General features: G+C 48.2%; 14 protein-coding genes and 1 tRNA gene. 13 read left to right on the top strand and 2 right to left on the bottom strand.

Annotated features, from left to right (window positions below; genetic code table 11):
- Positions 1-4 precede the first annotated feature (4 nt).
- The 7 genes from ABD836_RS00125 to ABD836_RS00155 all read left to right on the top strand — a co-directional run bounded on the left by ABD836_RS00125 (position 5) and on the right by ABD836_RS00155 (position 5,189).
- A complete protein-coding gene (locus tag ABD836_RS00125) occupies positions 5-784 on the top strand; it encodes an energy transducer TonB (RefSeq protein ID WP_344931557.1) in 780 nt (259 codons plus the stop codon).
- A complete protein-coding gene (tolB, locus tag ABD836_RS00130; RefSeq protein WP_344931559.1) occupies positions 784-2,076 on the top strand; it encodes a Tol-Pal system beta propeller repeat protein TolB in 1,293 nt (430 codons plus the stop codon). Before ABD836_RS00125 ends, tolB begins: the two co-directional genes overlap by 1 nt.
- An 85-nt stretch (positions 2,077-2,161) precedes the next feature.
- Positions 2,162-2,656, top strand: a complete 495-nt coding sequence (locus ABD836_RS00135; RefSeq protein WP_344931561.1) for an OmpA family protein — start codon at positions 2,162-2,164, stop codon at positions 2,654-2,656.
- A 15-nt stretch (positions 2,657-2,671) separates the two neighbouring features.
- Entirely contained in the window at positions 2,672-3,502 is an 831-nt protein-coding gene (gene ybgF, locus ABD836_RS00140) for a tol-pal system protein YbgF (protein ID WP_344931563.1), read from the top strand.
- Between the two features lie 68 nt (positions 3,503-3,570).
- The gene (queE, locus tag ABD836_RS00145) at positions 3,571-4,221 is read left to right on the top strand and encodes a 7-carboxy-7-deazaguanine synthase QueE (RefSeq protein WP_344931565.1); all 651 of its coding nucleotides are present in this window, start codon (positions 3,571-3,573) and stop codon (positions 4,219-4,221) included.
- A 15-nt stretch (positions 4,222-4,236) separates the two neighbouring features.
- On the top strand, positions 4,237-4,914 hold the full coding sequence (queC, locus tag ABD836_RS00150; RefSeq protein ID WP_344931567.1) for a 7-cyano-7-deazaguanine synthase QueC: 678 nt from the start codon (positions 4,237-4,239) through the stop codon (positions 4,912-4,914).
- Positions 4,915-5,114: 200 nt separating this feature from the next.
- Positions 5,115-5,189, top strand: a tRNA-Lys gene (locus ABD836_RS00155).
- A gap of 146 nt (positions 5,190-5,335) precedes the next feature.
- Here the strand turns inward: ABD836_RS00155 and ABD836_RS00160 are convergent.
- Positions 5,336-5,578 (bottom strand): helix-turn-helix domain-containing protein, encoded by a 243-nt coding sequence (locus tag ABD836_RS00160; protein ID WP_344931569.1) that lies wholly within the window; start codon positions 5,576-5,578, stop codon positions 5,336-5,338.
- Positions 5,579-5,701: 123 nt separating this feature from the next.
- Between ABD836_RS00160 and ABD836_RS00165 the strand changes: the two genes are divergently transcribed.
- From ABD836_RS00165 to ABD836_RS00180, 4 genes are all read left to right on the top strand, one after another.
- A complete protein-coding gene (locus tag ABD836_RS00165) occupies positions 5,702-5,938 on the top strand; it encodes a hypothetical protein (protein WP_344931571.1) in 237 nt (78 codons plus the stop codon).
- A complete protein-coding gene (locus ABD836_RS00170; protein WP_344931573.1) occupies positions 5,931-7,163 on the top strand; it encodes a tyrosine-type recombinase/integrase in 1,233 nt (410 codons plus the stop codon). Before ABD836_RS00165 ends, ABD836_RS00170 begins: the two co-directional genes overlap by 8 nt.
- Complete coding sequence (locus ABD836_RS00175) at positions 7,160-7,708, top strand: hypothetical protein (protein ID WP_344931575.1); 549 nt, start codon at positions 7,160-7,162, stop codon at positions 7,706-7,708. Before ABD836_RS00170 ends, ABD836_RS00175 begins: the two co-directional genes overlap by 4 nt.
- A 97-nt stretch (positions 7,709-7,805) precedes the next feature.
- Entirely contained in the window at positions 7,806-8,201 is a 396-nt protein-coding gene (locus tag ABD836_RS00180; protein ID WP_344931578.1) for a hypothetical protein, read from the top strand.
- Between the two features lie 449 nt (positions 8,202-8,650).
- On the opposite strand, the gene ABD836_RS00185 is transcribed toward ABD836_RS00180, so the two are convergent.
- Positions 8,651-9,807, bottom strand: a protein-coding gene (locus ABD836_RS00185; protein ID WP_344931580.1) for an IS3 family transposase whose coding sequence is annotated in 2 segments (ribosomal slippage) — positions 8,651-9,549 and positions 9,549-9,807 — 1,158 coding nt in all. Because the reading frame shifts where the segments join, the coding sequence is not laid out codon by codon here.
- A 567-nt stretch (positions 9,808-10,374) separates the two neighbouring features.
- Here ABD836_RS00185 and ABD836_RS00190 point away from each other — a divergent pair.
- Together ABD836_RS00190 and ABD836_RS00195 are read left to right on the top strand one after the other, a co-directional pair.
- Positions 10,375-14,616 (top strand): tetratricopeptide repeat protein, encoded by a 4,242-nt coding sequence (locus ABD836_RS00190; RefSeq protein WP_344931582.1) that lies wholly within the window; start codon positions 10,375-10,377, stop codon positions 14,614-14,616.
- A 100-nt stretch (positions 14,617-14,716) separates the two neighbouring features.
- Positions 14,717-16,471: a hypothetical protein gene (locus tag ABD836_RS00195; protein ID WP_344931584.1), complete on the top strand. Its 1,755-nt coding sequence runs from the start codon at positions 14,717-14,719 to the stop codon at positions 16,469-16,471.
- Positions 16,472-16,521 lie beyond the last annotated feature (50 nt).

Here is a 16,521-nt window from a genome sequence, read left to right on the forward strand (position 1 = left end):
CGCGATGGCGAATATTAAACTGCTACCTGCAGCGGTTACTATCAGCTTACACACAGGAATAATTGCCTTGCTGCTGTTTGGTATTCCGACTATGCAGGACGCTAAGCCCTTGGAGGCGCGGCCGTTGGCTATACAGGCAAAACTGGTTATTGAAAAACCAGTAAGTAGACCGGCGCCCGCTAAACCGGTTGCGAAACCAACGCCCAAGCCCGTGGTCAAACCGGCACCTAAGCCAGAGCCGGTAAAAAAGCCGGAGCCAAAGCCGACGCCGCCACCACCAAAACCGAAGCCGGTGCCTCAGGTGAAAAAGCCGGAGCCAAAAGGTCCGACACCGGAAGAAATTCGTAAGCAAAAAGAGCAGGAGAAAGCGCGGGAGGCGGCTAAGCAGCGCGCCTTGGAAGAAGAAATTCGTCGCGAGCAGCAAAAAGAATTGGCTGATGCCTTAGCGTCAGAAGATGATGTAGTGGAAGACGGCGAATTAGCGTCGACTTATGCAGATTTGATTACAACCTTAATTTCAAATAATTGGACGCGGCCGTTGTCTGCCAGAAATGGCATGCAGACTACCATCCAGATAATGACTACACCTACGGGTGAGATTGTTGGCCACACCATTACCAGCGGCAGTGGGGATAGTGCTTTTGATTTATCGGTAACCCGAGCGGTAACCCGCTTGGGAAAAATAGACGAGCTGGCAGAGCTGGCTCGTAAAGATCCGTCGGCATATGAGAAAAACTTCCGGCGATTTACTATTAATTTCTCACCCCAAGATTTGAGGCGATAATGTTTAAACAGATTGTTACAGTGTTAGCCTTGGTACTTGCCTGCAATTTTGCGGCGGCAGATCTCACCATTGAGATTAATAAAGGCAAGGATGACCCGGTTCCTATCGCGATTGTGCCATTTGGTTGGCAGCCCGGTGTGGCAGTGTCTGAGGATATTGCGTCTATTGTAGAGATGGACCTGCACCGCAGTGGTCAATTTGCCCCGCTGAGTCGTGGCGACATGCTTGGGCGACCCCGCAATGCTGGTGAGGTTTACTACCGAGACTGGAAAAGCCTTGGTGTTGACTATGTTGTCGTGGGTTCGCTCAGCCAAGATGGCCCGAACGCATTAACGGCTAGCTTTGAATTATTAGACGTGAATACTCAGCGGGTAATCCTTTCGGGTACCGAATCGGTGAGTGCCGATAAGCCTCGCTACCTCGCGCATACGGTTAGCGACAAAATATATGAAAAACTCACAAATATTCGCGGTGCATTTCGCACGCAACTGCTTTATGTTTCCGCTGTTCGCGAAGGGGGCACTCGTACCCGCTTCCGGTTACTGAAAAGTGACATCGATGGAGCCAATGAATCAGTACTTTTTGACAGTCGAGAGCCAATTATGGCACCGACGTGGTCTCCCGACGGTAAGACGATAGCTTACGTATCCTTTGAAAGTAGCAGGCCTGCCATTTATACGCAGAACCTGCTGACGGGTGTGCGCAAGCAATTAACTGCGTTTAGAGGATTGAATAGTTCGCCAGCGTTTTCGCCAGATGGAACGCAAATGGCAATGGTCTTGTCGAAGGACGGCAGCCCCGATGTGTATGTAATGGATTTGGCTAGCGGCAGTTTGCAGCGGGTAACCAACCATTTTGCCATCGATACTGAACCGGCCTGGATGCCTGACGGAAAATCGTTAATATTCACGTCCGACCGAGGCGGTAAACCGCAGATTTATAAGGTCCAACTGGGCAGTGGAGCGGTAGAAAGAATGACATACATAGGTGACTACAATGCGCGGGCGCGAGTTTTGCCCGACGGTCTGGGCTTGGTGTTAGTGCATAGAAACAGCGGTAACTTTCATATTGCAGTACAGGATTTGAAACGTAACCGTGTTGAAATTCTCACTACGACCAATTTGGATGAGTCACCTAGTGTAGCGCCAAATGCCAGTATGCTATTGTATGCAACGCAGTACGATGGTAAAGGTGTTTTGGCGGCAGTATCGATCGACGGTGGAGTGAAGTATCGCTTGCCGTCGCGATTCGGGGATGTGCGCGAACCGGCTTGGTCGCCTTTTCTTCAATGATGTAGTAGCCGGGAAAGAAAGACCGGGCAGACAATATTCGTTGTGTGTCCGAAAGTGTGTAATCAAAATTTGACGGGAAAATGCCATGAAATACCAAGCAAAAAATATGTTTTTGGGTGTAGCTTTCTTCAGCGTGCTGTTGGCTGGTTGTGCATCAACTGATACCGATAGCAGTGGCCAAGAAGGTGCTGATACTGTTAGCACTTACACTGAGTCTGCTGACGCGAATAGCTCAGCGTACGATGCCCAGGACATGACGAATCTCGAAACGGTTTTCCATTTCGAATTCGACCAAGCCACTTTGACTGCTAAAGCCCGTGCTGCTCTGGACGCGCAAATTGTTCGTCTGAAGAAAACCACTGGTCCTGTGCGTCTGGAAGGCCATGCTGATGAACGCGGCACCCGTGAATACAACATCGCGTTGGGCGAGCGTCGTGCAAATGCAGTTGCTGATTACATGGCAATTAACGGCATTCCGCGCTACCGTATAGAGTCTGTTAGCTATGGCGAAGAGCGTCCTGTTGCATTCGGTCAGTCTGAATCAACTTACTCTCAGAACCGTCGCGTTGAACTGAAGTAATTTAAAGGCGTACTGATGCAGTTTACAAAACCACTGTTCTTGCTGCTGCCGGCAGCGTGTTTGTCGGCACAGCTATGGGCGCAAGCCCCGGTTGTTGATATGAACTCCCCGCGAATGGGTGCTGAATCCAGTCGTAATAGTATGCAGGGTGAGATCTATATGCAGCTGCAGCAACTTCGTCAGGAAATGATGGCGTTGCGCGGAATAGTGGAGGAGCAAGAGCATCAAATAAGTCAGCTAAAACAGCAGGGCCTAGATCGTTATATCGATTTAGACCGCCGTTTGGGCTCGCTAACCACTGGCGCCGCTGGCGCGGTGGTTGGCAGCTCTTCAGCGGCAGCTGGTGTAGCAATTGATGACAATAGCAGTGAATTACCAATCGACGGTACGGCTAGTGCAGCGACTACCGCAAGTGTAGCGAGCCCTGTTGTCGTTCGACCCACTGTTGTGCCAAGTAGTGGTAACGACTCGTCTGATTACACTGACGCATACGCCTTGGTGAAAACAGGCAATTACGATCAAGCCATTACGGCTTTTTTGGCTTATGTTGAACGATACCCCTCAGGCCGTTATACACCTAATGCGTGGTATTGGTTGGGTGAGCTCTATGTCGCCAATAAACCCCAGAATTTAAAAGCAGCTACTGAAGCCTTTCAGTATTTGTTGAGTAAATATCCGGATCACGACAAAGTACCCGCCGCCATGTACAAGCTAGGCACGGTTTACTTCCTGACCGGTAATAAGCAAAAATCTCAAGAATTGCTAACGCATGTTATAGATCGCTATGGCAGTACTGGTAACTCTGCAGTAAACAAATCGCGGGAGTTTCTCCGCAAGAACTTTTAATTGTTCGCGGAGCAAGGCTTGCGCGGCTGGACTCCGGAAACAATCCCCGTATCCGGTAGCCAGTAACAATGAAAGCGAACACCCTTCGTATAACTGAAATATTCTACTCCTTGCAGGGCGAATCACGCACCTTGGGTTTGCCCACTGTGTTTGTGCGTCTTACCGGCTGCCCTCTGCGCTGCGTATATTGCGACACCGAATACGCATTTCACGGCGGCGAGCGCCGAGAGCTTGACGACATACTCGCCGAAGTGGCCAGTTACCAACCTCGTTATGTCTGCGTTACTGGTGGCGAGCCCTTGGCTCAACCGGAATGCCTCAGCTTGTTAACCGCGCTTTGTGATGTTGGCTATGAGGTATCATTAGAGACGAGCGGCGCAATCGCGATAGACAAAGTTGATGCACGTGTATCTCGGGTAATGGACCTAAAAACCCCCGCGTCGGGTGAAATGCATCGTAATCTTATTGATAATATCCCCTTTCTTACCGCCCATGACCAAGTTAAATTTGTGCTCTGTAATCGCGAAGATTATGACTGGGCTAGGTTTCAGCTAGACAGTCAGCAGCTACATAAACGTGCTGGTGAAGTCCTGTTTTCACCTAGCTTTGGTCAGCTTAATGCGAGTGACTTAGCTAACTGGATAGTGGCGGACAACCTCCCTGTGCGTTTTCAAATGCAATTACATAAATTATTGTGGAATGACGCTGCAGGGCATTAGTAACGAGGACGTGTTTTGCAAAAGAAAGCAGTCGTACTGGTTTCCGGTGGCTTAGATAGCGCTACGGTATTGGCCCAAGCAACGGCGGCAGGCTATGAGTGCTATGCCCTGGCATTTGACTACGGCCAGCGTCATCGCGCCGAATTAGTCGCTGCCAAGCGTGTTGCGCAAAGCAATGGTGCTAAAGAGTTTAAAACTATCACGCTGGATTTAAGTAGCATTGGCGGCTCTGCCCTGACGGATATGAACATCGATGTACCGGATGCGGGCGCAATTGGGATTCCAGTTACCTATGTGCCGGCACGCAACACCGTATTTTTGTCGATAGCACTGGGTTGGGCAGAAGTGCTCGATGCCGACGATATCTTCATTGGCGTCAATGCTGTGGATTACTCGGGCTACCCGGATTGTCGTCCAGCGTTTATCGAAGCCTTCGAAACCTTAGCGAACGTCGCCACTAAAGCTGGAGTAGAGGGCCATGGTATGCAGATCCACACCCCTTTAATGAAGCTCAGCAAGGCAGATATCATAAAACTAGGTGTTAGCTTGGGCGTAGATTACGGGCAAACGGTGTCGTGTTACAAGGCGAATAACGATGGTGAAGCCTGCGGGCGCTGCGATAGCTGTCACCTGCGTCGCGAAGGTTTTGAACAAGCAGGCGTTGGCGATCCCACGCGATACCACAAACTGTAATAAAACTGCTTTTTTTAACGCACTGCGGTTGTTTTTTCTTTTAAAATCCGTATTATAGGCGCCTCTTTCGGGGTCACTGAAAAGACGCAATTTTCGCGAATAATCAGTGATTTAGCTCTAGTAAATAATACTGGATTCATTCGGAAGATCGTTTTACAATGCGGCCCCCGGAACCCGCGGGTAGCACAGAAAGAGAATATGGGCCGTTAGCTCAGTGGTAGAGCAGTTGGCTTTTAACCAATTGGTCGATGGTTCGAATCCATCACGGCCCACCATTTTCTCTAAAGAATTCAAAGCGTTGCATACATGCAGCGCTTTTTTTTCGTCTGGACTTTCTCTTGTGACCAATCTGTGACAAATCCGTGCCAAATCTGTGGCAGAACCCAGCTCATTTCATCACTTGAGAAAGTCTATTTTTGACCTATTGGTCGCTACTTGTCACGCTGTTGGCAGAGCGTACTAACAGGTCGCTAATCTCGCAGTCAAAGTACTCGCAAAGACGGTCAATAATGTCGAGTGTTGGATTGTAACCGCGGTTTTTACCAATTTTCGAAAGCGTTGCTCTGTGAATTCCTGTTGCCTCGGATACGTCTACCATGGTGGCAGACTTACCTTCGCGGAATTCTTTGTCCGCAAGCATTTCTTTTAAGCGTACTCTTATCATGTTAATAAATTGGCCTATAAGCTAATTAATCTGTTGACATGCATATTAGTGTGCGTATATCCTGCAAATAAGTTGGCGTATAGGCTAACTTCTAACTGGATAGGCAACTTAGAGGAAATATACATGAGTTATACGTACCTTACTACAGACGCGCTAGCTGCTCGTATTCATTACGAACCCACCACTATCCGATCCTGCCTGAAGGATTCGGTTTTGCTCGAAGGGACACATTATATCCGTCCGTTCGGTGGTCGAAAAATTTTGTACCTTTGGGAGAATATTGAGCGAGATATGCTTAGTGATATGGCTGAAGACCGCATTTCAATTCCCCTTGCTAGCGGGGGTGTTTGTAATGGCTAAGATAAGTGTCAGAAAGGAAACTAGCACTCTATTGTTTGATTTTAACTACCTAGGTAAACGCTGTCGCGAACAAACTACTCTCCGCGACACCACGGCGAATCGTCGCAAGATGGAAAAAGTCCTTGAGCGTATTGAACGGGAAATCGTAGCGGCCACGTTCGATTACGCCAAGTTCTTCCCAGGCAGTAATCGCGCTGCGGAGTTTGGTAGCAAGCCAGCTTTATTGCCGACCCCAGTCCGTCGTAGCGCTGTAGTTGGGTTTGCTGCACAGCCCGCCATTGCAGAGCGCACAACCCCGACATTCGGTGAGTTCACGGCAATCTGGCTTAGTGAAAACACCGCCGTCTGGCGTCGGAACACGCTTAAGGCAACGCTGGTGCAAGTTAATGGCTACCTTCTGCCACGGTTTGCAGAGATGCAAATGCACCAGATACTTAAGGCAGATTGCTTAGCCTTTCGGGCCGATATTGCGAAGCCCGGCGGCAGTATGAAGAAGAGAACCCTGGCTGCGAAAACAGTGAATGAAATCATGCAGATTCTCGGTGCAATCATCGCGGAGGGCGCAGACCGCTATGAATTCCCAAACCCAATGCAAAACGTGAAACGCCTCAAAGCACCTAAGGTGCATATAGAGCCGCTTTCGTTTGATGAAGTGGAAAAATTCATCGCTAAGGTCCGTGAGGATTATAAACAGTATTTCATTGTGCGCTTTTTTACGGGGCTGCGAACAGGGGAGGTTCATGGCCTTCATTGGAAACATATTGATTTTGAACGGCGTGAAATTCTGGTTCGGGAAACCTACGGTGATTTAGGGCGTGAATACACCAAAAATGAGAGCTCTCAACGTGAGGTCCACATGTCGGAGCCTGTCTATCAGGCTTTGAAAGTACAGTACGAAGCGTCTGGTCATCTCAGTGAATACGTGTTCTGTTCGCGGACGGGAACGCCTATCGATCCGCTAAATGTGAACAAACGCGTCTGGAAGCCAACCTTGAAACTGCTTGGCATGAAAGACCGCCGTTTTTACCAAACGCGCCATACCGCGGCAACGCTTTGGTTGGCCTCCGGTGAGGCGCCAGAGTGGATTGCCAAGCAGATGGGCCATACCAGTACCGAGATGCTGTTTAAAGTCTACTCACGCTACGTTCCTAACCTAACCCGACAAGATGGGTCAGCCTTTGAGCGATTGTTATTACAGCGTCTGGGTGGAGGTGAGCAGCAATGAAGGCATTCACAAAAGAAACAGCCCGTTCATTGGCAATGGTACTTAATGGCCGGTTGTCGACATGTTATAGCGATGACTTGGTGGCCATACTTGGTGTTGGGCGTGAGTCAGATAATGAAGGTGCCATCCAGTCTTGGCTGCTGTCTCGTTTTGGAGATACCGACATTGCTTGCGGTGAGGTATTAATGGAGCGTGCATCAGAAAGACTGATTCAGCACCTCAATGATCTGCGTATGGATGTGGCAACTGGGCTCATGACAGACTTTGCTTCACGGCCGATCTTTGTTCAGCAGAAAATACTCACGGATCGAGAGCTTCGTTGCATTGCACGTGCAATTTACCTGCTAGTGTTAGGGGAGGGTACGAGGCTCTATCTCGATTCGTTGATCGAATTGGTGTTCGAGGGCGAAGGCAATGCCATTGATCGAATTGCAGGATGGATCTCCTCGCAAGCAATGGCTTATAACTATTTCCCGAGTGAGCTAACACTCCCACTCGCGCAGCGCTTGATGAAAGTTCTCAAGCGAGTAGGTGAGTTATATTGAACTGGTGCGCTACTAGGCAATTCGGTGGTTAACAGCAGCACTGTTGTGGTTTGAATGCATTAACCCTCGGTTGCCATCTAAATAAGGAGGATGTTGGATGTCAGATGACCTTGTTTTTGTATTGCCCTTGGCGGTACTAAGGATGTTGAATTATCAGTTGCCAAGTACTGAGGCGGCCACTAGCTATGCCGATCATATAGTGTATAGCCGCGAAAACGCTTTGAAGCTATCAAGGTTGCTACTGTCAAAATGGCAGCTTCCGCAAAGTGAGGTAGATGCTTTTTTCAAAGAGCCAGGTCCATCCAATGAAGTCCTTGGACATCTACTTGCCACAAAGCTTTTGCTACGCCCGTTGGTGGGGCTAGAGCAATGTGGCGAATACTTCAATGCACCACATAAGCAATTCGACGGACGTTCACTCTGGCAGCAGATGCAAATGGGGACTGAGGCATCTACGCAGGTGAAGGAGTATCTTATGGAATGTATTGGTTGATAAGGTGTTTGAAGCGGTGGCGCAAAATCGTAAGGTATTCGAAATACGAATTTCAATGCCCATTCGAGTATTCGATTCTATTTTGTGGTATTCGTAGCTGCCTTAAAGTGTTGTTTCAATAACTGAGTTGCTAATTCCGCAATTAGTCCTCAGCGTCACAATAGCAGTCAGTCGCTGAAGCTGCCAAACTCGTATTCAACAGCATTGCGCTCACTAATCCCGATATGGTTCTCTTAAGTAATTGATTTTTATTTAGAAGTGATTATGATCAGAGCCAAGGGATTCCATATCAAATGCAGGATGCACACAAATGAAAAAGCCATCTCAAGATTACTATCGTCCTGATTTAAAAAGAATTTTCCTACTTAATCACCTCGACGCTTAGACTCGCTATGTGCGCGAGTTATAAAGCGGAACGCATGTAGTGGTCAAGTAAAACTGGCCACGGTTTAGTGGCTAATCCAATACTGCCCCTCGGCTGCATTTGGACTTAAACCACGGTTATGTTGATGTGGTCTTGTTTGGCTGTAATAACCAACAAGGTATTCCGTAATCGATTGCTGGGCGTCGGTAAAATTTCGATAGCCCAGCGTTGGAACCCATTCTGTTTTCAAGCTCCTAAAGAATCGCTCCATCGGCGCATTATCCCAGCAGTTACCCCGACGACTCATGCTTTGCTCAATTTGATAGCGCCACAAATGTTGCCGGAATTTCCGGCTGGAATAATGGCTACCTTGATCCGAGTGAAACATAACTCCTTTGGGTCTTCCCCTCGCTTCAAAAGCCATACTCAATGCCTGGCCGGTAAGCACGCTATCGGGTGATAACGACATCGCCCAGCCTATTGGCTTGCGTGCATATAAATCTATCACCACCGCCAGATAAGCCCAGCGCTGTCCCGACCAAATATACGTTACGTCGCCGCACCATACCTGATTCGGCTGGCTAACTGAAAATTCTCGATCAAGCTTGTTAGGTACGGCAATATGCTCCTGATTAGCTTTCCTGTAGCGATGACTCGGTAATTGACAGCTGACTAGCTCCAGCTCTTTCATTAATCGCGTCGCGCGATACCGACTGAGCTGGATCCCCCTGTCGGTTACGATGGTTGCAATCGTTCGTGCACCGGCGGAGCCATTGCTATCTTTGTGCGCAGACCGAACTTCACTGAGCAGCTTGATTCGCTTTAAGCTCGGCATGCTGGGCCGCTTAACCCAGTACTTATAGCTGCTGCGATTAACCCCAAACACATCGCAAATTAACGCCACCGCATGGCTCTCTTTGAGCTTCTCGATTAACGAGAATTGTTCAGGGAGTCTGACATCAAGAGAGCGGTAGCCTTTTTTAGAATTTCCTTTTCTTCCTCAACTCGCCGGAGTCGTTTCTCAAGTTCACGGATTCTTAGCTGATCGGGCGTCATCGGCGTGGCTTGCGGTGAAATACCGTTGCGCTCGGCCCTAAGCTGACGAACCCATTTATCCATGGTGGATTTACCCACCCCCATGGCTTCTGCAGCATCTCGAATAGAGCGCCCCTGATTAACAACCAGCTGGGCTGCTTCCAATCGAAATTCTGGGCTAAAAGTCGGTCTTGTACGGTTGCTCATTGATCACCTGTATCGTTATAGAGGTGATCATATCACCTCTAATCAGGTGGCCAAATTCACTATGCCACTACACCCGTATGTACGCGGATATTAAAGGAAATGATTGTTCAGCACATATATATGTTTCCTGTCGGATATCAAGATAAGCAGAAGCTGTCAAGCATACTTGGAATTTCCGTGAAAGGACAAAGACAAATGGATCTACGAAAGATAGGCAAAGGTTAGAAAATCTATGATTTTTTGAAAGTGTTAACTTATATTGACATAGCTAATTAAAAATCTGGGCGGAGCTAATAAGCTATATAAACACCGGCCGGAAAATCGTGGGCTGGATTCACGTGCGCTCGCCTTATGTTGCAGCGATAAGGTCGCAGATAGATCTACGACTTTCATCGTATTACGTATTTTTGACTGGCTTGGCTTTTAAAGTGTAATTTTTTCTTGCAATCATTCCCGAGGCAACTTAGTATCATATGGGTACTAAGTTGCCTCGGGAATGATTGCATAGCGCTTTAGTAATAAATACTTTGTGTTTAATTGGATATGGAAACAAAAGGAATTGAGTTTGTGAGTGATTTTAAAGGTAACGACACGCAGCGTGAGATACGGGTATTTCTGTCATCGACGTTCAAGGATATGAATAAGGAACGGAATTATCTTGTTCAACATGTGTTTCCGGAAGTTCGGCAGAAGTGCATCGAACGTGGAGTGGGTTTTACTGAAATCGACTTGCGATGGGGCATTACCGAAGAAGCCACAAAAAATGGTGAAACTACCGCAATCTGTTTGCGAGAGATTGATCGGTGCCGCGACTTCCCGCCCTTTTTTATCGGATTTTTGGGTGAGCGCTATGGTTGGATTCCGCACGAAAGCGATCTGGCCAAGTATCTGTTGGCGCGAGAAGATGATGAACACTATCGCGTTATTAAAGATGGTCTCGATCAAGGTATTTCAGTCACGGAGCTCGAGATACAGCATGGTGTGCTCAACAATGATGCCCAGGGGATATTTTATTTCAGGGATCGTGCCTTAACGGAAGCAATATTCCAAGACGCTAAGAAAAAAGCCAAAAAAGAATTCATTGAGGGCCGCTTAGCGATATTAAAGTCAAAGTTTCGACGTCCAGGCTCTGTTAATCTTGGCGACTATACATATTACAAGGACGATAGGGCTAACGTTTTTAAATATTTTTTTGATCCGGCGGCTGATCACTTAGAAGATTTAAAGCAAACGATCCGAGGCTCACGCTCTGGCAAGCTTAAACTAGACGGGTACACATCGGTTGAAGAATTCGGCAATGACGTCAAGCAGGAATTACTGAGCGCACTAGACGAACGGTATCCGAAAGAAAATCTGAGCCCGCTGGAACTTCTTCTTTTGCAACAGCAAAATTTTGCTGCCAGCCGCCTGCAAGCTTATGTCCCTTTACTGCCTGCAAGGCAGGCCATTTTGGATTACTACGACCTTTATCAATCGGGCGAAGAAAAGCGCAATCTGCTCATTACTGGTGAATCAGGACTGGGTAAGTCGGCCTTCATGGCCGACTTCGCTCGTTTTTTTCCCCAAGAGTTGGGTAGTGATAACGTCAGGGTAGTTGACCTTTATGCTGGTATTGAAGGGTGTTCTTCGTTGGCGCAGTGGCGAGACAACGTGCTGAGTGTGTTAGGTTTATCCGACGGTGAGCCGAAAGCCAAGCTGGCAATGGGAGTTGAGAAGTCGGGCGAAGACCAGCGCTGGGATCAGTTTACTGAGCAACTTCAATCGTGGTGTTCAGATCATACCGGGCAGACGTTGGTACTATTGCTGGATGCTGCGAATCAATTGCTTGACAGCAATAGCGCCTTACAACGGCTCCAAGGGCTTCGTTGGCCGCGGGGTTGCGTATGCATTGTTAGTTCAACGCCGCAGGAGTACGCGTCGCCATTGTGGTATGAGCATTCGCTTCAGACGTTGACTGACGAACAACGCGAAACACTAATAAACGATTATTTTAGCAAATACAGTAAAGAGTTGCCGTCAGGTCAGGTACATATGCTGGCAACACATGAGGCCTGCCAAAGCCCCCTGTATCTCAAAGTTGTTCTTGAGCAGATGCGCACCTATTTCACGAGTCACTCGTTAGAGAAGGATATTCCGCGTTGGCTGGGTTGCAGTGATTTAGTTACTTTGTTTACTGAAGTGATAGTGCAGCTCAACGACGCGATGAGCGATGAAGCGCACCCGAATCTTGTTAGTGATCTTTGCGGATATCTTGCCGTCTCGCGCGCAGGGTTTGACGAACATCAGTTGTCAATTTTGCTGGCTGCGGAGAGTGATTCTCGTGACGCCGGCAGGATTGCGCGACTTGCGCCATTAAAGCTTGCACCTGTTTTAGCTGTGTTAAGCCCTTTGATGATGCGCAGTCAGGGGCGTGAGAGCTTGATGCATACAAGTTTTGTTGAAGCCGCGCTTAAAAATACGGATGAAGAGCGAGTGCGCCTAAGAATTATTAACTGTTTTGGCGGTGAGTTCGCACAGGCATTGAGTGAGCGTTGTTACCAATACACTCAGTTGGCCAAGATGAGCCCTACCGCGGATGAGTACAAAAAAGAGCTGGTGCAGCTCTTGGGTTCAATTCGAGATACATCAAAAGTCTTGAGTGTTGATAAAGGCGTACTCGCGGAGTCTCTGTTGCTTTTGGGGGCGCGACAAGAGAGTATCTGGGTGCGTGATCTGTTGACGCTGTGGGATGCTGTTCCGGTGGAAGATGTTGTATCAGAATTAGAGAAACTAATAGATTTTTGTGCCGAGGAATACTTCCCGATGGTGGGGGTATTTCTCCAGGAATCTCTCGTAGCCTTCTTAAGGAAAAATAACGAGCTGGCAGAGATCACAACACTCGCTGTTCATTTGAACAACCTCGCTAGCCTATATTGCCAGCAAAACAAGCCCGACAAGGCGCTGCCTTTGTTCACAGAGGCGCTGACAATCTATCGAGCGAGCCTGTCAGCCGGTCACCCGGCTATTGCGGGCAGTCTCAACAACCTTGCTAACCTTTACCAGCTGCAAAACGAGTCGGACAAGGCGCTGCGGCTGTATACCGAGGCGCTGGAAAGTAATCGAGCGAGCCTACCTGTCGGTCACATGGACATTGCGACGAGCCTGAGTAACCTTGCTAACTTTTATGCGGACAAAAACGAGCCGGGCAAGGCGCTGCGGTTGTATACGGAGGCGCTGGAAATCCGTCAAGCAAGTCTGCCCCTAGGTCACCCTACTATAGCGGACAGCCTGAACAACCTTGCTACTCTTTATCAGCAGCAAGGCCACACGGACAAGGTGCTGTCGTTGTATACAGAGGCACTGTCAATCTATAGAGCGAGCCTGCCTGCCGGTCACCCGGATATTGCGATGAGCCTAGGTAACCTTGCCACCTTTTATGCCGACCAAAACCAGCCGGACAAGGCGCTGCGGCTGTATACGGAGGCGCTGGAAATCCGTCGAGCGAGCCTGCCAGCTGGTCACCCTGATATTGCGCGCAGCCTGAATAATCTTGCTAACCTTTATTATCAGCAAAACGAAGCGGACAAAGCGCTGCAACTGTATAACGAGGCGCTGGAAATCTGTCGAGCAAGCCTGCCTTTCGATCACCCGGATATTGCGGGCAGCCTGAACAATCTTGCTAACATTTATTTTAGTCGAAACCAGCCTGACGAGGCGCTACCGCTGTATACGGAGGCGCTGACAATCTTTCGAACGAACTGGCCGGCCGGTCATCTAGCTATTGCAGGTAGTCTGGGCAACCTTGCTAGCATATATGGCAGTCAAGGGGAGCCAGACAAGGCGCTGCCGCTGTATACGGAAGCGCTCGCAGTTTATCGAGCTAGCCTGCCCGGCGATCACCCGAAGCTTGCGAAGATCTTGAGCAAACTTGCGAGCTTTTATAGTACACAAAACCAGCCGGACAAGGCGTTGCCGCTGTTCAAGGAGGCGCTGGCAATCCGTCGAGCGAGTCTGCCCGCCGGTCACTCGGCTATTGCAGGCAGTCTGGCTAAACTTGCTAGCGTTTATGACAGTCAAAGCCAGCCAGACATGGCGCTGCCGCTGTACGCGGAGGCGCTGCAAATTCGTGTGGAGAGCCTGCCGGCCGGTCACCTAGAAATTGGGAATAGCCTGAACGACCTTGGTCGCTTTTATGCCAACCAAAATCTTCTTGACAAGGCGCTGTTGTTGTATCGGGAGGCGCTTGCTATTCATCGAGCGAGCCTGCCGGCCGGTCACCGGGCTATTGCGGACAGTCTGAACAACCTTGCTAACGTTTATGACGAGCAAGGCCAGCTGGACAAGGCGCTGCCTCTGTTAACGGAGGCGCTGAAAATCCGTGTAGCAAGTCTACCCGCCGGTCACCTAGATATTGCGAGTAGCCTGAATAAACTTGCCTTCCTTTATGACAGGATTAACCAGCCAGATAAAGCACTTCCGCTGTATAGGGAGGGGTTGAAAATCTATCGAGCGAGTTTACCCGTCGGCCACCCGAAAATTGCGATTAACTTAAGCAACCTTGCTGGCATTTATGCCAACCAAAATCAGTTGGACGAGGCGCAGCCACTGTATGCGGAGGCGCTGGAAATCGAGCGAGCGTGTCTGCCCGCAGGTGACCCTGATATGGCGATCAGCCTGTATAATCTCGCTTGCGTGTTTGCCTGCCAAGGCGACCGTGATAAGGCGCTGCCGTTGTTTACGGAGGTGTTAGAAATTTATCGAGTGAGCCTGCCTTCAGGTCATCCGAAAATTTCGATGATCGAGAAAAGTATTGCTAATATTTGTACCTAAGGGGCGATATAAATTACCCAAAATAGAGATATAGCGTGCTGCTAATTGATCAGCAGTTTATGTGATTCAATAAAATTTGTATTTTTGAAAAGGAGTATTTATGGGGACAGGAAAATATACACGCTCCTTTGTAATTGGATTTACCGGTCATCGAGATGCGTCAAATTTTGATGTGGGTGAAGTGGAGCGGATTATTTTAAAGATTAATTTAGAATTATCTGACGCGCATATCTATGTTTTGACAGGTTTGGCTGAAGGCGCCGACAAGGATGTAGCGAGGGTTTGCATGTCGTTAAGGGATCGATCGGTTCCTATTATTCCTGTTGCCGTTCTTCCGATGGGGCGGGCAGAGTATGAAAAGGACTTTACTACGAAAGCAGCCAGTGAGGAGCATGCTGAAATGCTTCGATACTTTGATGATCAGAAGTTGCCAGTTATTTCCCTTGATACCGCGGACATTCGTGATGACTCTTACGGAAATCTCGCGGATTTTATTGTTGAAAAGTCGGATATGCTAGTCGCTGCTTGGGACGGTCTTGATCCAAATAAATCTGGCGGGACTGCAGATGTGATAAAAAGGTTTAGTACGGAAGGCGCTGTCAATTTAAAATCGCTAGACGGGCAAGTGATAGATTTTGCAAACTATCTTCACAATAGTGAAAGTAAGCCTGTGTACGTAATACAAACATTGAGAGATTCCGTTGAGTACGAAGACGAATCCGTTTTAAATAATGGATTTTTTAGTTGGGTGCCGAAGTGGAATTCGTCCCTGAAAATTGGTGATGGGGTGGTTAGCCAGTCTTATCCAAAGCGTCTAATAGAAAAATTTGAATTCATTAATCAGGTAGGTGTAGATTCCGAAACATTTCTTCGTAATGATAGTATTGCGAACTACCCTGGGCCACCTGAGCTAATCGAGAGTTTCCCTGGGGGAGGGGGGCGCGTAAGTTATTTGCTAAAGCAGTACTCTTTGTATGATCGGTTAGCTTCCGCAATACAAAAGCCAGTACATCGGCATCATCGCCATGTAAGTGTATTCACTATTGTTATCGCTCTTTCGTTCCTCGTCTACGCTAAAATTGCTCCACATGTGGGGTTTCTTATCGCTTATGTTGTTTTGTTCGGCGCGGCGTATGCGAGGCATAAGATCCTCGACCCAAATAGGTTAAAAACGCGTTATACATTGTATAGAGCTATCGCCGAAGCATTAAGGGTTGAATATTTTTTGACTGTTTCGGGGGTTGTAGACGACAAAGGTAAGGATTCGTTATCAAAGAGTTTAATGACCAAAGGGAAGGTGGCGGGTAATATAGTGCGCAGTGTGTTGCAGCCCGCATTTTTGTTTCCTGCTGAGGGGAAAACCTTGATGCCCATTGGCTACCTTAATTTGAGGGCTGCTTGGATAGATGATCAACAGCGCTACTATAAGGGAAAAAGTCGTGATTACCATAGCCAGTTGCATAATGCTGAACGATTTATTACAGCCAGTATTTATATTCCAATAGCGCTTGCTGCCGCACTTGCCGTTATGTACGCAATGCATAGTAGTTTGATGTACATAGAAATATTTGCGGTACCTCTAAAAAATTACATGGCCTTCGCTGTAGGGTTTTTGCCAGTTATTGGCGCAGTACTTGAGATCTATACTAATGCTATGGCAAAGAAAGAGTTGGCCAGCCAGTACGGTATACAGTTCTCTTACCTTAAGAGGCTCATAGAGTTTTTGGGTGATAGCCCACCTGAAAAGCAGTGGCATGACGCTGTTAAGTACGTTGGTGAGAGTCTGTCGGCTGAGCACATGCTCTGGTTAAAGACATTGGAAGAAAAGCACATTGAAGTTGCGCATGGCGGTTGAACAGCGTTAGTTGAGCGGCGAACTGATATTAGGCGTAGGCAAGATCGTGC

It is taken from the genome of Zhongshania borealis, from assembly GCF_039539625.1.
GTDB lineage: Bacteria > Pseudomonadota > Gammaproteobacteria > Pseudomonadales > Spongiibacteraceae > Spongiibacter > Spongiibacter borealis.

Excerpts from the sequence above, each read along its gene's own strand:
- ABD836_RS00135 (WP_344931561.1), top strand. The coding sequence starts at position 2,162 with ATGAAATACCAAGCAAAAAATATGTTTTTGGGTGTAGCTTTCTTCAGC.
- ABD836_RS00165 (WP_344931571.1), top strand. The coding sequence starts at position 5,702 with ATGAGTTATACGTACCTTACTACAGACGCGCTAGCTGCTCGTATTCAT.
- ybgF (WP_344931563.1), top strand. The coding sequence starts at position 2,672 with ATGCAGTTTACAAAACCACTGTTCTTGCTGCTGCCGGCAGCGTGTTTG.
- ABD836_RS00125 (WP_344931557.1), top strand. The coding sequence starts at position 5 with ATGGCGAATATTAAACTGCTACCTGCAGCGGTTACTATCAGCTTACAC.
- ABD836_RS00180 (WP_344931578.1), top strand. The coding sequence starts at position 7,806 with ATGTCAGATGACCTTGTTTTTGTATTGCCCTTGGCGGTACTAAGGATG.
- queE (WP_344931565.1), top strand. The coding sequence starts at position 3,571 with ATGAAAGCGAACACCCTTCGTATAACTGAAATATTCTACTCCTTGCAG.
- ABD836_RS00175 (WP_344931575.1), top strand. The coding sequence starts at position 7,160 with ATGAAGGCATTCACAAAAGAAACAGCCCGTTCATTGGCAATGGTACTT.
- ABD836_RS00170 (WP_344931573.1), top strand. The coding sequence starts at position 5,931 with ATGGCTAAGATAAGTGTCAGAAAGGAAACTAGCACTCTATTGTTTGAT.
- tolB (WP_344931559.1), top strand. The coding sequence starts at position 784 with ATGTTTAAACAGATTGTTACAGTGTTAGCCTTGGTACTTGCCTGCAAT.
- ABD836_RS00195 (WP_344931584.1), top strand. The coding sequence starts at position 14,717 with ATGGGGACAGGAAAATATACACGCTCCTTTGTAATTGGATTTACCGGT.
- ABD836_RS00160 (WP_344931569.1), bottom strand. The coding sequence starts at position 5,578 with ATGATAAGAGTACGCTTAAAAGAAATGCTTGCGGACAAAGAATTCCGC.